The following is a 15,874-nucleotide window of genomic DNA, read 5'->3' on the forward strand; positions in this document are numbered from 1 at the left end:
ATGAGCCAATATTGAATCAAATAATTAACCGGCAGCTATTTAATGATTAGCCAATATATGATTGTTGACGACTTATGATAGTCAAAAAAAATCAAATCAGCTACACTATTCATCAATTTTTATAACTGAAATTTTATACTTGATATTATTAGCAAGCATTACTGACTAAGCTTTTAATTTTTGACCTTTATTGTCAAGGCCAAATTAAACCATTAACTATTTGTAGATAGTTTGCCATTTTAGCAAGTATTTGCCTGATTTATCACTATATTTAACCGGCGATGTTCTTTATGACTAATATACCCCTTAGTATTGATACTACCCCTAGTGCAGCGGCGCTTTCCTCTAATAAAAGTGCGGACTGTACAGACGATAATCGCTTACAGCAGTTACAGCTTTGGCTACAACAAGTATTTGGCAGCCAACCTTTTACTTTAGTCAGCTTGCCTGGGGATGCCAGCGCTCGTCAATACCATCGTCTACAATTACTCGATGCAGGTGAGCAACCGCCAGAGCATTATATGGTTATGGATTCGGCTGATGAGCAAGACGCCATGCAGCAGTTCATTGCCGTCGCTAAGCTGATGAGTCCAGCGGTAAATGTACCCAAGCTTATTGCTCAAGACTTAGCGCAAGGTTTTTTAGTATTACAAGATTTTGGCTCGATAGAGTTTGCCCATCTTCTGACGGATGCTAGGGCTGAGCAAATCGATGAATACTATCAGTTGGCTATGCAAACCTTAATACAGTTGCAACAGGTGCCTGTAGAGGTCGCTAAAAATCAATATCAATTGCCAGATTATGATACCGCACTGCTAGATCGTGAAATGGACTTGTTCAGTGACTGGTTTATACCTTATATTGGGCTTACGCTGGATAAAGCGCTGTGGGATACTTTAAAGCTGGCTTTGATCGAAGATATTTTGGCACAGCCGCAAGTGATCGTTCATCGTGATTACCACAGTCGCAATCTAATGCAAGATCAGGCAGATCCTGCTAAGTTAGGTATTATTGATTTTCAAGATGCAGTAGTAGGTGCTTATAGCTATGACTTAGTGTCACTAGTGCGCGACGCTTATGTTGAATGGCCAGAGACTCAAATAACGCAATGGATCCACGACTTTTGGCAGCGCCAGCAGCAAGCGCAATTAGTCACTGCGCCTAGTGCTAAACAGTTTGAAAACGATGTGAATGTTATGGGGGTTCAGCGCCATCTAAAAGTGCTGGGGATTTTTATTCGTCTATATGAGCGTGATGGTAAGAGCCGTTACTTAGCTGATATCCCAAAAGTGATGACTGATTTAATATTTGAGCTTGAATGGCTGGGTGCTCATGGTACAGATGACATCAAACGCGCGGTATTGCCATTTAATACTTGGTTAGTAGACAGCGTTCTGCCCGCTTATCAAAGTAGGTTTGCTCAGCAATATATCTAATTTTACAAAAATAAGGAGCGCTTATGTCGGTCATAAAGCAAGCAATGATTTTGGCAGCGGGTAAAGGTACACGCTTACGGCCACTGACTCTCGATACCCCAAAACCTTTAGTTGAGGTAGGGGGGCAGCCGCTAATAGTTTGGCATATCAAAGCATTGCAAGCGGCAGGTATTACCGATATCACTATTAATGCTTCTTGGCTTGCTGATAAGCTAATGGCCACGCTAGGCGATGGCGCGCAGTATGGCGTTAAGCTGCAGTGGTCAGTCGAGGAAGATGAACCACTTGAAACTGCTGGTGGCATATTTCAGGCCCTACAGACGGGAAAACTGCAAAATGCGCCCTTTGTCTTAGTTAATTCTGATATATGGACAACCTATGATTTTTCGCAGTTGGTCGACTATACTTTAGGCCCTGATCAACAGGCTCATCTACTATTGATTGATAATCCTGAGCATAATGATAATGGTGATTTCGCTATCAATAATGGTTTAGCCAGCGAGCACGCTGTGGCGGGTGCTGATAAATATACTTTTTCTGGCATCAGTGTACTATCACCAAGGCTGCTCGATGGCCTAGTGACTGGTCAAGCTGCAGCGCTGGGACCTTTGTTACGCAAGGCTATGATCAAGTTTCAAGTCACAGCTGAAGTTATTGTTGATAACTGGATAGATGTCGGTACAGCGGCCCGTCTAGAGCAGATAAATACTTTCATTGACACTAAAGGAGCAGGCGCTCATCGGGGTGCTTGATTGAATTTAGAGGTTAGCTTAGATCTAATATAGTTCGGTGTTAAAAACGATAAACAAAAATGCAGCGCTGATGAGATCATTAGCGCTGCATTTTTATGTTAACCCAGTTAGTTATTAGCTTAACTACTAGACACCCATTGCCAATTTGATCAACTGCGCAATAGTAAAGATAGTCAAAAACCCAGCTAAATATAAACCAACGAACCACGCCCATTGCGATTGTTTTTTACTTAGATTTTTCATTATAACCTCTTCATAATGACTCATAGCCGTGTTACTGACTAACAGCTATGTTATCAACAACCCCTGTTAGTCCTGTCAGTTAGTACTCTTAGCACTAACTATTAATACATAGGCTCGTGATTAGATTTACCTTTAAAGGTATAGTAAGCAAAAGCGGTATAACTCAAGATAATCGGTAGCATAATGCCAGCACCAATTAACATAAAGGATAACGAAGTATCGGCAGCGGCTGCCTCATAAATAGTCATCTGATAAGGGACAATATAAGGGAATATTGCAAAACAAACCCCAATGTAGCCCATTAAGAACAGGGCCACTGTCAATAAGAATGGACGATATTCACGCTCACTACTGAGGTCTTTACGCATAAAGTAAAACAGTAGCACCACGATAATTGGCATCGGTGCAAGATATAGTATTCCTGGGAAGCTAAACCAGCCTTCGAGTGCCTTGATATCGGAGAAATACATGAATATAGTCACTACGATCATCGCTAATATGAGTGCCATTAGCAGCCATCCAGAGACTTTTCTTGCCCATACTTGTAGCTTATGCTCAGTTTTTATGATCAACCAAGTAGAGCCAAGTAGAGCATAACCGATAATCACTGCAATACCACACATGATAGCGAAAGGGGTTAGCCAGTCGAATGGACCACCGCTATACAAGCGATTACTAGCCTTAAGACCTTGTACTAAAGCCCCTAACATCACGCCTTGGAAAAAAGCGGCACTGATTGAGCCAATAAAGAATACGGTGTCCCATACGTAGCGGCCAGTAGAAGATTTGAAACGAAATTCAAAAGCTACTCCGCGTAGAATCAGACCGAACAGCATAAAAGTAACCGGCAAATAGAGTCCAGTCATAATGATACCGTAGGCTACTGGGAAGGCGGCAAACAAGCCACCACCTCCTAATACCAACCAAGTCTCATTACCGTCCCAAAAAGGCGCAATGGAGTTCATCATTCGGCTACGGTTTTTATCCGAGCCTGCGAATGGGAACAAAATACCACAGCCTAAATCGAAACCGTCTAGCAAGACGTAGATGAATACTGCTAAGGCAATTAAGCCACCCCAAATCAGAGGTAAATCTAAAACATCGCCAAAATTAAACATTAGCGTAAACCCCCTTCATCTTTATCACTAGCCGGTGTGTCTAGATCTACGTCATCATTTTTTCTAGTATGTTCAGCAGCATTACTATCACCGCTCAGCGTACGTCCTTGACCTTCAGTCACTGAATGCTCATAAAAGTTATCATCAGCAGGATCTTCATAGGGTTTAGGTCCATGGGCGATCAAGCGTAAGATATAGAAGCTACCAGCGCCAAATACTAGGATATAGAGCACAATAAAACCAATTAGCGTGGTCGCTACTTGTTGAGCTGCCAATGGTGACATACTCTCAGCTGTACGAATCACACCGTACACAGTCCAAGGCTGACGACCAGTTTCTGTAACGAACCAGCCAGCTAGTAAGGCTATGAAACCTAGCGGGGTCATCATCATCCACGCGCGATGGAACCATTTGCTTTCTGGATTAAACTGTTGTTTTCTAAAGAATTTATAAGCACTAAATAAGCCTACTAGTAACATTAAGCTCCCAATACCTACCATGACTCGGAATGACCAAAATACAATAGGGACGAAGGGCCGGTCTTCTGGCGCCCAATTTTTGAGACCTTTGACTTCACCATCTAATGAATGGGTCAAGATTAGACCAGAGACATAAGGGATTTTGACTTCAAAATGGTTCTTTTCTGCTTTTTGATCAGGGATAGCGAACAGCACTAATGGCGCACCACGTTCGTTCTCCCATAAGCCTTCCATCGCCGCTACTTTAGCTGGCTGGTGCTCAAGGGTGTTAAGACCATGCATATCCCCTAATACTATCTGTAGAGGAGCTACGAATATAGCCATAACCATTGCCATGCCTAACATCACGCGACCATGTTTACGATGTTCTGTATGACGTTTAGACTGTAGATAATAAGCACCAATACCACCGATAACAAAAGCAGTAGTCAAAAATGCAGCAGTCATCATGTGGGCATAGCGATATGGAAACGAGGGATTAAAAATAATCTCAAGCCAGTTGGTAGGATATAGCAGGCCATCAGCACCGACCATAAAGCCTTGGGGAGTCTGCATAAAGCTGTTAGCAGCCAAAATCCAGAATCCTGAAATTAGGGTTCCGATAGCCACAATAGCGGTTGAGGCAAAGTGCATACGTTTGCTGACTCGTCCCCAACCAAACAGCATAATACCCAAGAAGGAAGCTTCTAAGAAGAAGGCCGTTAGGACTTCATAGGCCAATAGAGGCCCTAAGACGTTACCGGCTTTATCAGAGAATACCGCCCAGTTGGTACCGAACTGGTAAGACATTACTACCCCAGAGACTACCCCCATGCCAAAAACCACTGCAAATATCTTTACCCAATGCTTATAAACTTCGGCATAGATAGGCTCGCCGGTTCTAAGCCAGCGAAATTCAAGCACTGTCAAAAAGCTAGCAAGCCCGATAGAAAAAGCAGGAAAGACAATATGGAAGGAGATAACAAAGGCAAATTGGATACGCGCAAGTACCAGCGCATCCATTTGATCGATCATAAATGTTGCGAACATAAACGGTTACCCTTATCTGTTAGCTGACTGGCGCTAGCTTCCATGATACGCTTAAGTAACGGTCCGTAATCACCTAATAAATAAGGCGGTAAATATTACGGGCAATAGCCAATTATTATTAATCATAAATGTTATTTAGCTAAAGATTGCTTATGGGCGGTTTAGCTGAATTAAATAATTTATATCCATATAAACTACCAACACTTAGCATTTAAATCTAAATTCTAATAAGATTTAACATCAGAATATTATGCGCTTACCGCAAGCATCAAGCAAGCTAGCCTTTCTCCCTCAGTGCGTACCTCGCAGTCATAAATTAGCTATTGAACAATGACTAGGCTTTCTTAAGATATATTAAAGAGTGCTTAAGTTACAGGCCATTAAGCAGCACTGCAACAGCAACCAAGTTAGCTTTTTGGGGCACAATAGGCCCTTTATGGTTATGTTTAGTTTTGTAGCTGCTGATGTAATATTCGCCGTAAAATTAAAATAGTTTGCGGATTCGATTGAATGCTATGACCACCATTGATGATAGTTTCAGAAGCGGCACCATCAAGATGGGCGCTAGTATAAGGGACAATACCATCTGATAAGCGTTCAGTGAGGGCTTGGCTGATCTCTTCATTGACGGTGACAGCAGAGACGAGCGCGGCACTAGGGATAACGCTATTTTCTGTGCTGACTGACTGTGCTGAGTTGTCATCTTTGGCAGGGTCTTTGTCTGGCAGCGGTTTTGATAAGTCGATTTTGGCACCATTAGGCTGCATTTGTGCCAGTCCTTGGGTTATATCGGCATCATTATTAGCGATGATTGAGTGATAGGTAATACGCTTATTGATAGCGATATCGCTAGTCAACTCAATAAATGAAGACTTGTTACTAAGCTGACTGGCGCCATTTTGTAAGTACAAAGCACCAAAAGGATTCTGTGCCAAGTCGCCTTTAAAGGCAATAGTGGCTAAGTTGTCGGTGACAGTTTTTACCAAACCTACAGGAAGATAGACTATGCGGCGAAGCGCACGAGTAAACCACCGATCAGCATAATCAGTTCCACGAAAGGGCGCTGATAAGAATACGGTGGTATCGACTTGTGGCAAGGTCTTAAGCTTAAGACGTGAACTCAGCTCCGGATCTCCTAAAGCTTGTTGGAGCTTAGTATTGATCATTATCTCGTCACTGTTGAGTAATAGCTTGTCATCCGCACTTTTTAGCGTTTGAAGACCGTCAGCTAAATTGTCATCAGAGACCATCATTCGTGCAATTAGGGCACCCATACTATGGCTGACGATGACGCTATTGCTACTGGCGCGGTTGTGGCCACTGGGATCTGTTTGCTTATAAGTAGCTTCTAATAGTTGCTGAATTTGGTAGCGGTTTTCTAGGATAGGCAAATTAGTGGGATAAAATATTTGCCACACTTGATAGTTCTCACGCAATTTTTTGTCATTAAAAATATCGTTAGTCAAATTAACCCATGTCGCTGGGCTGGAGGCCAGTCCATGAATCATGATGAGCACGCGTTTATCGGGATCGTAAGGCTCAAGCATAAATAACTTAGGCAGACTGGCTTGTTGTTGACGGGTCAGTAGGTTTAGATAGCCCACACTGTCCAATTGGTTCTCCGATAACCACAGCCCGTAGCCTGCCGAAAAGTTAGCAGCTAGCGGATAATCATCTCCTAGTATCTGCACACTCTCACTACGATAAGGATTGTATAAATGCACATTAAGATTTTCGCTACTCAAAACATCGAGAATACTGTTGCCTACGGGGTGGATCAGGCCAGTTAAAAGCAGGTGACCAGTAGGATAGATACGGGTTGTAGGCTCAGTATCATCGACAGGCCCATCAGGTATAGATTTAAATAATTTGCCAGATAACGAGGAAGCTAATAGCTGACGCACTGTAGTGGTATAGCGATCATCCAGTGATGCCACAAAGCTCACCCCTAAGCCTGGACGCTTACTAATAGAGTTCAGTCCCGTTAACTGTAGCTCGTAAGTAGACATCAAATCCACTAAAGCTGAGGTATCTTTATCGGCATTTTTTAAATAATTACTCTCGTTAGGCAGATAGACATTGAGCTTATAGTTGTCTACGGCTATCTGCATCACATTGATCTGATCAGTAGGCTTACCCGGTAGTACGCTGCGGTTGGCTATCGCTGCTTTATGACTCTCATCGACAGAATCGATAGCAGAGAGATATTTTATTTTATTACCAGCACTAATGTTACTGGCAGTATTGGTTGACTTATATAACTGGGTGATTACTTCGCTACTGGCAGCATTGTAGATATCTTGAGTTTGAATATCAGTATCATTAGGGATTCGATGCTGCTGTAGGCGCTGATTGCTATCGATATCTGCGCCAACGAAGTCGTGCTCTAAGCTGTCATAAAATAAATAGCTATAGCTCGACTTGATGGCATTGAATAAGTTGGTTTGATAACTGAGTATACAACTATCTTCGCCTAGCTTTTGAGCTTGCATCTGCTCAGCATTCAAAGGTGCATTAGCGTAGTAAGGGTCAAGTGGCGGACGTGTTGTAGCATCAGTACAAGCAGTAGAGGTCGCTAGTTGCCGTGCTTTAGCATAATAAAGCTCGGCGAAGATAGCTAGTGTTGAGCGGTAGTTCTCATTAAGCATGCTATCGCCTAACTGATCCAAACACAGATCGAATTTCTGTAAGCACGCTTGCTGATTTAGGCCAGCTGATAGCAGTGCTGAACTGGTACTAGTACTGAACTTATTGCTGGTAGCTATATTGCCACGCTGAGCGGTGATGATTTTTGCTGAAGTTTGTTTATTCACCGATACGGTACTACAAGCCGTTAATAGCACTAAGCTCATCGTAAATAATAAGATTATAGGGCTACGCAATAGGGTTGTTGGATAGTTATAGTCTTTTATAGCGGCGAAAAAGCGGACAGGAATCATGGATAGGCTCAGTAAATAACAGTTACTCATAAATTTTAAGCAGCAAAAGGCTATTGATATAGCAGAGTAAGTGTAGCGTAACTTTTAACGTTACACTATAAGATGTTGCATATTAGACTACAGAGTCAATAAGCGCTTAATGAAGCGGGGCTGACTATCTTGAGGGATAAAATGACTTAGCTATAAGTACAAAAAAGCACCTTAGTTGTATGATTGACTGGTCATCAATAACAAACTAAGGTGCTGTTTAGCAAAATCGTTATAGAGATATTAATAATCATAGTAGCTACTGTAGTAGCTATATAAATAGCAAGGCTATTTTGATTATTTACCGCTATAAGCTAAGCCTTACATATTAGGCTTAACGCTGACGTTAGGAGCTGGCAAATCCCAAATATAGAATTTACCATCTTCAACCAATTTTATTTGTTGCGAAAGAATGCTGTTGCTAGGATCTTGGCGTTGAAGGCGACGCAAACGATCTAATGCTTCGCTACGGCGATCGCTCAATAAATCAGACTGAGCTAGACTTTGCTCGGCTTCAGTATAACCAAGAGTTACGGCGCGATCTAAGTATTTTTGTCCTTCTTTAAAGCCACCACCTTCAGCTAGCATCATACCGTATAGGAAGTTAGCCTCGCCACTGTCGGTTTTACTTTTGATAGCACGATCGATATAAGCGCCACCACGTACAGTATATTCGCTACCCAAATCTAAGTTACGACCCATGCCATTCAGTTTAGCAGCACGTAGCAACACGTCATACGAAGCATTAGGCGCTTTAGCATAAGGCTCTATCCATTCAGCTAATACCTTGATTTTTTCGCGGGCATTGTAACGCTGAGTACGGTTAGGGAAGTTAGGTGGGTAATGGCGGGCGTTAGGTGAGACCTCAGCGATAAAATCATCGAGTAAGCTGACATCAAGCTTATCATTACCACGGGTGTCTTGATCAATTAATATAGTTTTTATAAAGCTAACGTCAGAGACACGAGCTTGTGGCGTTGGAATATTAGTCAGTTGACCGCGACCGATATCGACACCAGTAGCCGTAATTGGGCTTGGCTGGTAAGTACGGACCGTAGGTTCAGGTATCGCGGCAGTAACTTGCTGCGGTGTTAACTGCGCAGTACTAACAGTAGCACTGGGCTGAGTAGTACGACGAACCACACGCTGACTCGAGTCAGTCGCACTCGGAACGGTTAGGTTAGACGGTGCCTGAGGTGTATCGGCAATAGCAGGAGCGGCGAACATGAAACTACAAGCGGCTGCTAAAGCAGTCAGGGTGGCAAATCTATGGCTGGCTGAATGACTCATATAGGAAACTACCTTTATTTTGATGATTGTGAATAACTACATAAAGAACTACTAATAACAATTTAGTAACTAAATTTAGGGTTAGCGCTATGCATAGCAGTTGTTTATAACACTTAGCTTGTTTATGACACTTAGCTGTCAAGATTAAAATTGACTTAAAGCCCCTAAAAAATAATGACTATTGCCAATAATATTACAAATTATCGTTACCCTAACAAATCAGCATAAACTTGCTCAATAGTAGGTTTGTTATTGATATCTTACTGTAGCGTACTAAATATTTATAAAACTGAATTTTTATAGATCTTATTATACATACATTAGCAAAACTGATGACCCAAAGGGGCAGAACTGTAGCGCCGATGTCAACACTGCAATATTATAACTATTGACCGCTTCAAATCAGTAAAAATTATAGTCATCAGCATAGCTACTAGAAATGATAAGAGGCTTTTTTCATACAGTCAGCTAGTAATCGCATAGTATAACGAACAGGAGGCGATAAAGCGGCTCCTCCACTTTGTAGCGCAAGCTCACGATGATGCAACTCCTCAATATCCATCTGTGCCAATATCTCTCTTGAGCGCTTATCTTGCGGCGGCAATCGACCAATATGATCTTGTAAATGTTCGCTAACTTGTGCTTCAGTTTCAGCAACAAAACCTAAGCTAAATTCATTAGAAATAGCCCCAGCAACCGCACCAAGTCCAAACGACATCCCATACCATAGCGGGGTGAAGATGCTTGGATGACTGCCAAGCTCATGAAGACGCGTCTCACACCAAACCAAATGATCGATTTCTTCTTCAGCTGAGTGCTGCATAGCTTGTTTAACGCCGCTGTTCTTGGCGGCAAAGCCCTGACCATGGTATAGCCCTTGAGCGCATACTTCACCCGTGTGATTGATACGCATCAAGCCGGCAACGTGACGAGACTCAGTGATACTCAATTCAGGAATACTATCATCGCTGACCGGCAGCGGGCGAGTACTAGGATTTGAATGGGGAACAACGGCTCGCAGTGCCTTGTCAACGCCAAGCAACAATCGATCAACTTTGGATAAGGAACGCAAGGTCATGGCCAACTCCTAATGAGGGTGTCTGTTATTATTAAAAGGCAATTAAAAGATAATTAAAAAGGTATCAAAAAACTACTACTCTGTTATTAGTCGCCACTATAACAAATAATAGGGATGGTCGGCAGAGCAAAGATACCATTTATTATTAACTGATAATAATAAATTCAAATGTGCTCACGCCTTACCCCTTTATGCATCACTAGCTATGCATCACTAGCATTGAGGGTGTCAGAATCATCGTGAGTTTGCATAACCGCATTCTGAATATGTTTCGTCAGTTTTAAGTATAAAAATATCCCAAAAGCGATGTTTAATAATCCAGTAATTAAGAACAGCTGCGGTAGGCTCATAGCGAATGCATTCAAGACGGCGATCGCAAATATAGCTGAGGTCACCATAAAGATAGCATTAAAGATGTTATTAGCCCCAATGATACGCGCCCTATGACTTTTGGGTGCATAGGCCTGCATAGAAGCATATAAAGGTACGATATATAAGCCACCACTAAAGCCCAAAAAGAATAAATCTACGAACACTCGCCAGCTGCCATTGATAGCCAGTAAACTAGTGATGCCTAATAAAGCCTCACTGTTAGTAGTATCTATAGTTAACGCTGACAGTGAAAAATATAAATCAATAGCGAAGACACTCAAACCGGCAATGCCGAAAGGCAGCAAGCGCAAGCTAACTTGATTCTTGGTTAAGCTTTTGCATAATAAAGAGCCTATTGATACCCCAACTGAGAACAGCGTTAGCAAAAATATAACTACTGACTCGTCACCGTGTAGGATAACTTTGCTGACTTCTGGGGTTTGAGTCAAAAACGTCGCCCCATAAAACCAAAACCAGCTATTACCTAAGATTATGAAGAACAAAAACGGTAAAGAGTATAAGTAACGTACTATCGATACACTAGTAGTAAAAATATTCCAGTTTACTTTAAGCTCAGGTTGCATGGCTGGGGTAGCGGGAATAAAGCGCGCCGCCATATAGCCTAATACAGCTACTATTATAACCGTAGCACTAATCCAGTATAGTGACTGCGGCAGCTGGGTTAATACCCCAGCGATAATCATACCTAGCAATATAGCCAGTGAAGTACCCATCTGGAACAGACCGTTGGCGCCTACTAGCTCATCTTCTTTCATAGCCTGAGGCAAATAAGCGTACTTGATAGGGCCAAAAAAAGTCGAGTGAGTACCCATTAAAAACAGCGCTACAAATAATAAAGCATACCATTCAAATACAAAGCCTACGGCCGCTATCGCCATAATAATTAGCTCTAGTAGCTTTACAAGGCGAGTCAGCTTTGACTTCTCAAACTTATCAGCCAATTGACCTGCTACTGCCGAAAACAAAAAGTAAGGTAGAATAAATAGCATAGCTGCCAAATTATTCAAAATACTAACCTCTACACCCAACTGGCTAGCCGCGCTATAGGTCAGCACTAATATCAACGCTTGCTTAAAAATATTATCGTTAAAGGCTCCCAAAAACTGGGTAAAAAACATAGAACTAAAGCGCTTACGCTTAAATAATTGAAACTGACTAGCCATGAATGCTCCTACAAGTGTACCGCTTGTAATGGGTTGGATAAGCTAAATATAACCTATATCAAATATAATAGGCAGCACTAAAACGAGCCCGCTTTGTCAAGCTTGCTAAGGATTGTAAATAATAGCTATTACTATCAAAAACTTATAATAATATAAGATGGGATTTACCGATGTTAAGCCGTATAATAGCAATTGCTTGCTAGAAATATATATCCTCGATGCTATGATTTAATAATTAACTAAGTTATTATTTGTAAGCTTGCCCTTTAGTCTGCGTCTGCAACGATTTATAAGCATAGTTTTATTATGCCAAATGAAGTGATAGGAAATAAGTACATGAGTGGTCTATCCCCAACTCCAGCATTTGGCAGCTTGCGCTTGCCGACGCAAGATACTATACAAGATAATATAGAAGTACTAGATAGCCCTAATACTCAGCGTTTAGGGGTTGGTTATCCTTATAAGCATTTTGCTCGCTCAGCATTATTTACTGCGCTTACTACTAGCTTTGTAGGTTTAAGTATGAGCCCAGCAATGGCGGCTACTACCTCTAATACTAAGGCTAATAATAGCTCTGCAGCTATCAGCTCTGATGCTGAAATAGATAATGTACTTGATGCGCTGCGTCTTAAGCAAGCAGTTGAACAAGGGATTATTGATCGCTCGGTACTAGAGGAATATGCCCAACAGACTTTAGGCAATAAATCTAATAACAGTAATAACAATAGTAATAGCAACAATAATACAGCTCCTGAGGTATCGGATGCAGAGTTACAGCAAAAAGTAGCAGAGATGCAGCAGCGTGGCTATCAGATGATGACCCCTGAGCAGATCGAAAATGAGCTGGCAGCCTTAGACATATTAGATAGTGGACAAAATAGTAATAACAGTAATTTTAATAACAGTAATTTCAATAACAAGGCTAATAACAATATTAGCAATAGCATTGGCGCCGACGGTTTTAATGAAGATATTTTTATCACGGGTAATGATTTTAATCGGCCTATTGCTACCTTAGACAGTCGCCAGCCTCCTATTGGTCTAGATACTGAGTTAGATCAATCTACTCTACCAATGCCTAGTAATCTTGATACCCTTAACAAGCCTCAGAATCAGCAAGATCGTGCTGAAACTGCTGAGATTATGGCGCGTCCAATCAATGTGAGTGCTGCGGTAAGTAGCGGTCGGGTTGATTCAGGCGTTAATATCAATCAGCAGTCAAACCCAGAGCAAGTTTTAAGGCAGCAGCAAGCTAAGCATGTCACTGGTGCCACTGATAAGGTGCAGGATACTGTAGCTCAGATTAATGCCGGCAAAACACCCGATGTTGATCCTAAAACGGGTACTGGAGTTAATAGACCAAAACGTAAAGGTAGTGTTATAAATCCTGATGATTATCTACCGGACTATCAAGTAAGCACCGAAAAGCAAGCCATCAGTGAAAGTTTGCAGCAAGGCTCAAAACTTAAGACCAGCGCTCGTAATCCAGAAAGCTTTATTAAGCGCGCTTACAATAGGTTTTTTAATGGTGGGGTCACGGCGCTACCGCATGTCGAGACTACGGTTTATCTACAGCAAGCGTCAAGCAGCAAAGATGATAATAGCCCAGTAAAATTGGTTAAAGCAGACGACAAGATTCAACCTATCAATAATATAAAAGCGGCGTTAGATGATACTACAGTACAGTCTGTGGTTGATTTTACTGCCGCGTTGCCACGCTTACGTCAGTCGGCACTAGATGCGGCTAGAGCGGTTGGCTACTATGATATTGCTCTAAGCTTACGCCAGCCTAACAGTGATACTATCGATGTTATTATCGAGAGATTAGGCGAGCCGGTGCGGGTTGATAGTAGCATCGTCGATATACGTGGCGAAGGTAGCAACCAGCCAGAATTCCAAGCATTGCAGTCCAATCTACCGCCCAAAGAAGGGGATATCTTTAATCATCGAGTCTATAAAAGTAGTAAGGCGGCGCTAGAAGCCTTAAGTAATACTTATGGTTATTTTGATCAATATTGGTTGAACAAATCTGTTGATATCATCTTACCTGATAACACAGCCGATGTATCGCTAGTCTATAACACTGGCGATCGTTATCAGTTTGATGAAGTAATATTCTTTACCTATGATGAGGCAACAGGCACTTTGACCAGTGACCCTGCTAAATTGCCTGTTGAGATGTCGTTATTGAAGCAATTGTTTGATTTTGAAGCTGGTGATCCTTTTTATCGTCCGGACATTACCAAATTCAGTAATGACTTGTCCGCTACTCGCTACTTTAATACCGTCAATGTAGAGTCAATCCTACCGCCAGATGAGCGCAACGAAAACAGTACCTTAGCCTTTGACAATACCCCATCTAAAGATGAGGGCAGTGTTACTGATGAGGACGTTAATAGCGCCGCTACTGCCAGTAAGTTGACTACTAATGAGGAGAGTGGTAATGCTGCTAATAATGCAAAAAGCGCTAGCGATGACAGTGTTGTCGCCAATACTGGTGCCAGAGTAGATTCTGCTGATATTGCCCCTATTGAATTCGAAGTCGATGAGCAAACTAGTGAAAAGCTACAAGCTATCAAGCAAAAAGCCACGCGTTTAACTCAGCTGCCAAACAATCGAGTTTTAGATGAAAAGCAAGATAAAGCCGAAAACATCTTAGGCAAAATAAGCGACTCTATTAGTAGCGTGGTCAAAAGCATATTCCCTGATGGTGAGAAACCTTTTACAGATGAAAACTTCGTTGCCCCAACCCTTGTAGGCCGTATAACCCCTGAACAAGTACTGCAGAGCAAAAAAGTACCACTATATGTGTTTGTATCATCTGATAAGCCTCGTGATGCGCAAGTTGGTCTCGGTTATGGTACAGATACTGGAATACGAGCCACAGCAAAAATAGATTACAATTTAATCAATCGTAAAGGCTATCAGGCAGGGGCTGAGGTTGAGCTTTCTAGTGTTACCAAAAATGCTACGCTATACGGTAGTCGACCATGGAAGCACCCACTCAATGATAAACTTGAGGCACGTTTGACTTACGAGGAAGAGGTTATCAACCAAGGTGAAGGTAACTTTGACTTGTCTACTCAAACCTTAAAAGCGGCATTAGCGCGTAATATTCGCAACGAAAATGGTTGGAATCGAAGTTACTTTGTTAAGTATCGCTCGGACAAGCTAGAGACAGGGTTAGAAGGGGCTGATCTAGAAGATTTGCCTATACGATTTGTTTCCTCAAATCCTACTCAAGAAGCATTGCTGTTCGGTTATGGTGTTAATAAGACTAATGTCGATAATGTGCTCAATCCTACACGTGGTATTCGCCAATATTATAGTGTTGAAGCGGGCAGTAAGAGTTTACTAAGCGATACTGATATGGCAATTGTCAGAGCAGGGGTTAGTGGGCTATATAGCTTTGGTGAAGATGATAAGCACCAGCTGATCGGTCGCTTTAATACTGGCTATATTTGGGCTGACGAATTCGAAGCAGTACCTTATAAGCTACGTTTCTTCGCTGGCGGTGACCAAAGTATTCGTGGCTTTGACTACGAAAGCTTATCGCCACTACAGAATGGCTATCTGACAGGGGGTCAAATACTGGCGGTAGGTAGTGCTGAATATAATTATGAGTTTAAACCAGGTTTTCGCGGTGCATTTTTTACTGATGTAGGTAATGCTTATGATACTAACTTTGATACTGAAACCAAAGTCGGCGTTGGCGTTGGTATACGTTGGGCGTCACCAGTAGGTACCGTGCGAGTCGATGTCGCTGCTGGAGTTACTGAAGAGAGCATTCCAATAAGATTACACTTCTTTATCGGTTCCCCTTTATAGCTGTTAGAATACTAGTGATAAAGTGATGCTGAGTCCTATAGTTGAGATCAACTAAGTACTTTGAGTCTAGGAAAGTTATTACCTTTTTATCGCTAGTAA

General features: G+C 42.0%; 10 protein-coding genes. 3 read left to right on the forward strand and 7 right to left on the reverse strand.

Annotation, left to right across the window (positions count from 1 at the left end):
• Positions 1-290: 290 nt before the first annotated feature.
• Together KZA12_RS01395 and murU are read left to right on the forward strand one after the other, a co-directional pair.
• Positions 291-1,436 (forward strand): aminoglycoside phosphotransferase family protein, encoded by a 1,146-nt coding sequence (locus KZA12_RS01395; protein WP_218688957.1) that lies wholly within the window; start codon positions 291-293, stop codon positions 1,434-1,436.
• Positions 1,437-1,459: 23 nt separating this feature from the next.
• Positions 1,460-2,188: an N-acetylmuramate alpha-1-phosphate uridylyltransferase MurU gene (murU, locus tag KZA12_RS01400; protein WP_218688958.1), complete on the forward strand. Its 729-nt coding sequence runs from the start codon at positions 1,460-1,462 to the stop codon at positions 2,186-2,188.
• 126 nt (positions 2,189-2,314) lie between these two features.
• Here murU and KZA12_RS01405 read toward each other — a convergent pair whose 3' ends face one another.
• From KZA12_RS01405 to KZA12_RS01435, 7 genes are all read right to left on the reverse strand, one after another.
• Positions 2,315-2,431, reverse strand: coding sequence for a DUF2474 domain-containing protein (locus tag KZA12_RS01405; RefSeq protein ID WP_201622326.1), 117 nt, complete (start codon positions 2,429-2,431; stop codon positions 2,315-2,317).
• A gap of 101 nt (positions 2,432-2,532) precedes the next feature.
• Entirely contained in the window at positions 2,533-3,549 is a 1,017-nt protein-coding gene (gene cydB, locus KZA12_RS01410) for a cytochrome d ubiquinol oxidase subunit II (RefSeq protein WP_201622325.1), read from the reverse strand.
• Complete coding sequence (locus KZA12_RS01415; protein ID WP_201622324.1) at positions 3,549-5,057, reverse strand: cytochrome ubiquinol oxidase subunit I; 1,509 nt, start codon at positions 5,055-5,057, stop codon at positions 3,549-3,551. Before KZA12_RS01415 ends, cydB begins: the two co-directional genes overlap by 1 nt.
• Before the next feature lie 446 nt (positions 5,058-5,503).
• On the reverse strand, positions 5,504-7,996 hold the full coding sequence (locus KZA12_RS01420) for a triacylglycerol lipase (RefSeq protein WP_256932769.1): 2,493 nt from the start codon (positions 7,994-7,996) through the stop codon (positions 5,504-5,506).
• 348 nt (positions 7,997-8,344) lie between these two features.
• Positions 8,345-9,313, reverse strand: a complete 969-nt coding sequence (locus KZA12_RS01425; RefSeq protein WP_227677152.1) for a hypothetical protein — start codon at positions 9,311-9,313, stop codon at positions 8,345-8,347.
• 433 nt (positions 9,314-9,746) lie between these two features.
• The gene (coq7, locus tag KZA12_RS01430; protein ID WP_218688959.1) at positions 9,747-10,391 is read right to left on the reverse strand and encodes a 2-polyprenyl-3-methyl-6-methoxy-1,4-benzoquinone monooxygenase; all 645 of its coding nucleotides are present in this window, start codon (positions 10,389-10,391) and stop codon (positions 9,747-9,749) included.
• A 203-nt stretch (positions 10,392-10,594) separates the two neighbouring features.
• A complete protein-coding gene (locus KZA12_RS01435; RefSeq protein ID WP_201622322.1) occupies positions 10,595-11,947 on the reverse strand; it encodes an MFS transporter in 1,353 nt (450 codons plus the stop codon).
• Between the two features lie 336 nt (positions 11,948-12,283).
• On the opposite strand from KZA12_RS01435, the gene KZA12_RS01440 reads away from it, so the two are divergent.
• Entirely contained in the window at positions 12,284-15,775 is a 3,492-nt protein-coding gene (locus KZA12_RS01440) for an autotransporter assembly complex family protein (protein WP_218688960.1), read from the forward strand.
• Positions 15,776-15,874 lie beyond the last annotated feature (99 nt).

This window comes from Psychrobacter sp. BF1, from assembly GCF_019279065.1.
GTDB lineage: Bacteria > Pseudomonadota > Gammaproteobacteria > Pseudomonadales > Moraxellaceae > Psychrobacter > Psychrobacter urativorans.

Coding starts and splice junctions, on each gene's coding strand:
- KZA12_RS01395 (WP_218688957.1), top strand. CDS start 291: ATGACTAATATACCCCTTAGTATTGATACTACCCCTAGTGCAGCGGCG.
- murU (WP_218688958.1), top strand. CDS start 1,460: ATGTCGGTCATAAAGCAAGCAATGATTTTGGCAGCGGGTAAAGGTACA.
- KZA12_RS01405 (WP_201622326.1), bottom strand. CDS start 2,431: ATGAAAAATCTAAGTAAAAAACAATCGCAATGGGCGTGGTTCGTTGGT.
- cydB (WP_201622325.1), bottom strand. CDS start 3,549: ATGTTTAATTTTGGCGATGTTTTAGATTTACCTCTGATTTGGGGTGGC.
- KZA12_RS01415 (WP_201622324.1), bottom strand. CDS start 5,057: ATGTTCGCAACATTTATGATCGATCAAATGGATGCGCTGGTACTTGCG.
- KZA12_RS01420 (WP_256932769.1), bottom strand. CDS start 7,996: ATGATTCCTGTCCGCTTTTTCGCCGCTATAAAAGACTATAACTATCCA.
- KZA12_RS01425 (WP_227677152.1), bottom strand. CDS start 9,313: ATGAGTCATTCAGCCAGCCATAGATTTGCCACCCTGACTGCTTTAGCA.
- coq7 (WP_218688959.1), bottom strand. CDS start 10,391: ATGACCTTGCGTTCCTTATCCAAAGTTGATCGATTGTTGCTTGGCGTT.
- KZA12_RS01435 (WP_201622322.1), bottom strand. CDS start 11,947: ATGGCTAGTCAGTTTCAATTATTTAAGCGTAAGCGCTTTAGTTCTATG.
- KZA12_RS01440 (WP_218688960.1), top strand. CDS start 12,284: ATGAGTGGTCTATCCCCAACTCCAGCATTTGGCAGCTTGCGCTTGCCG.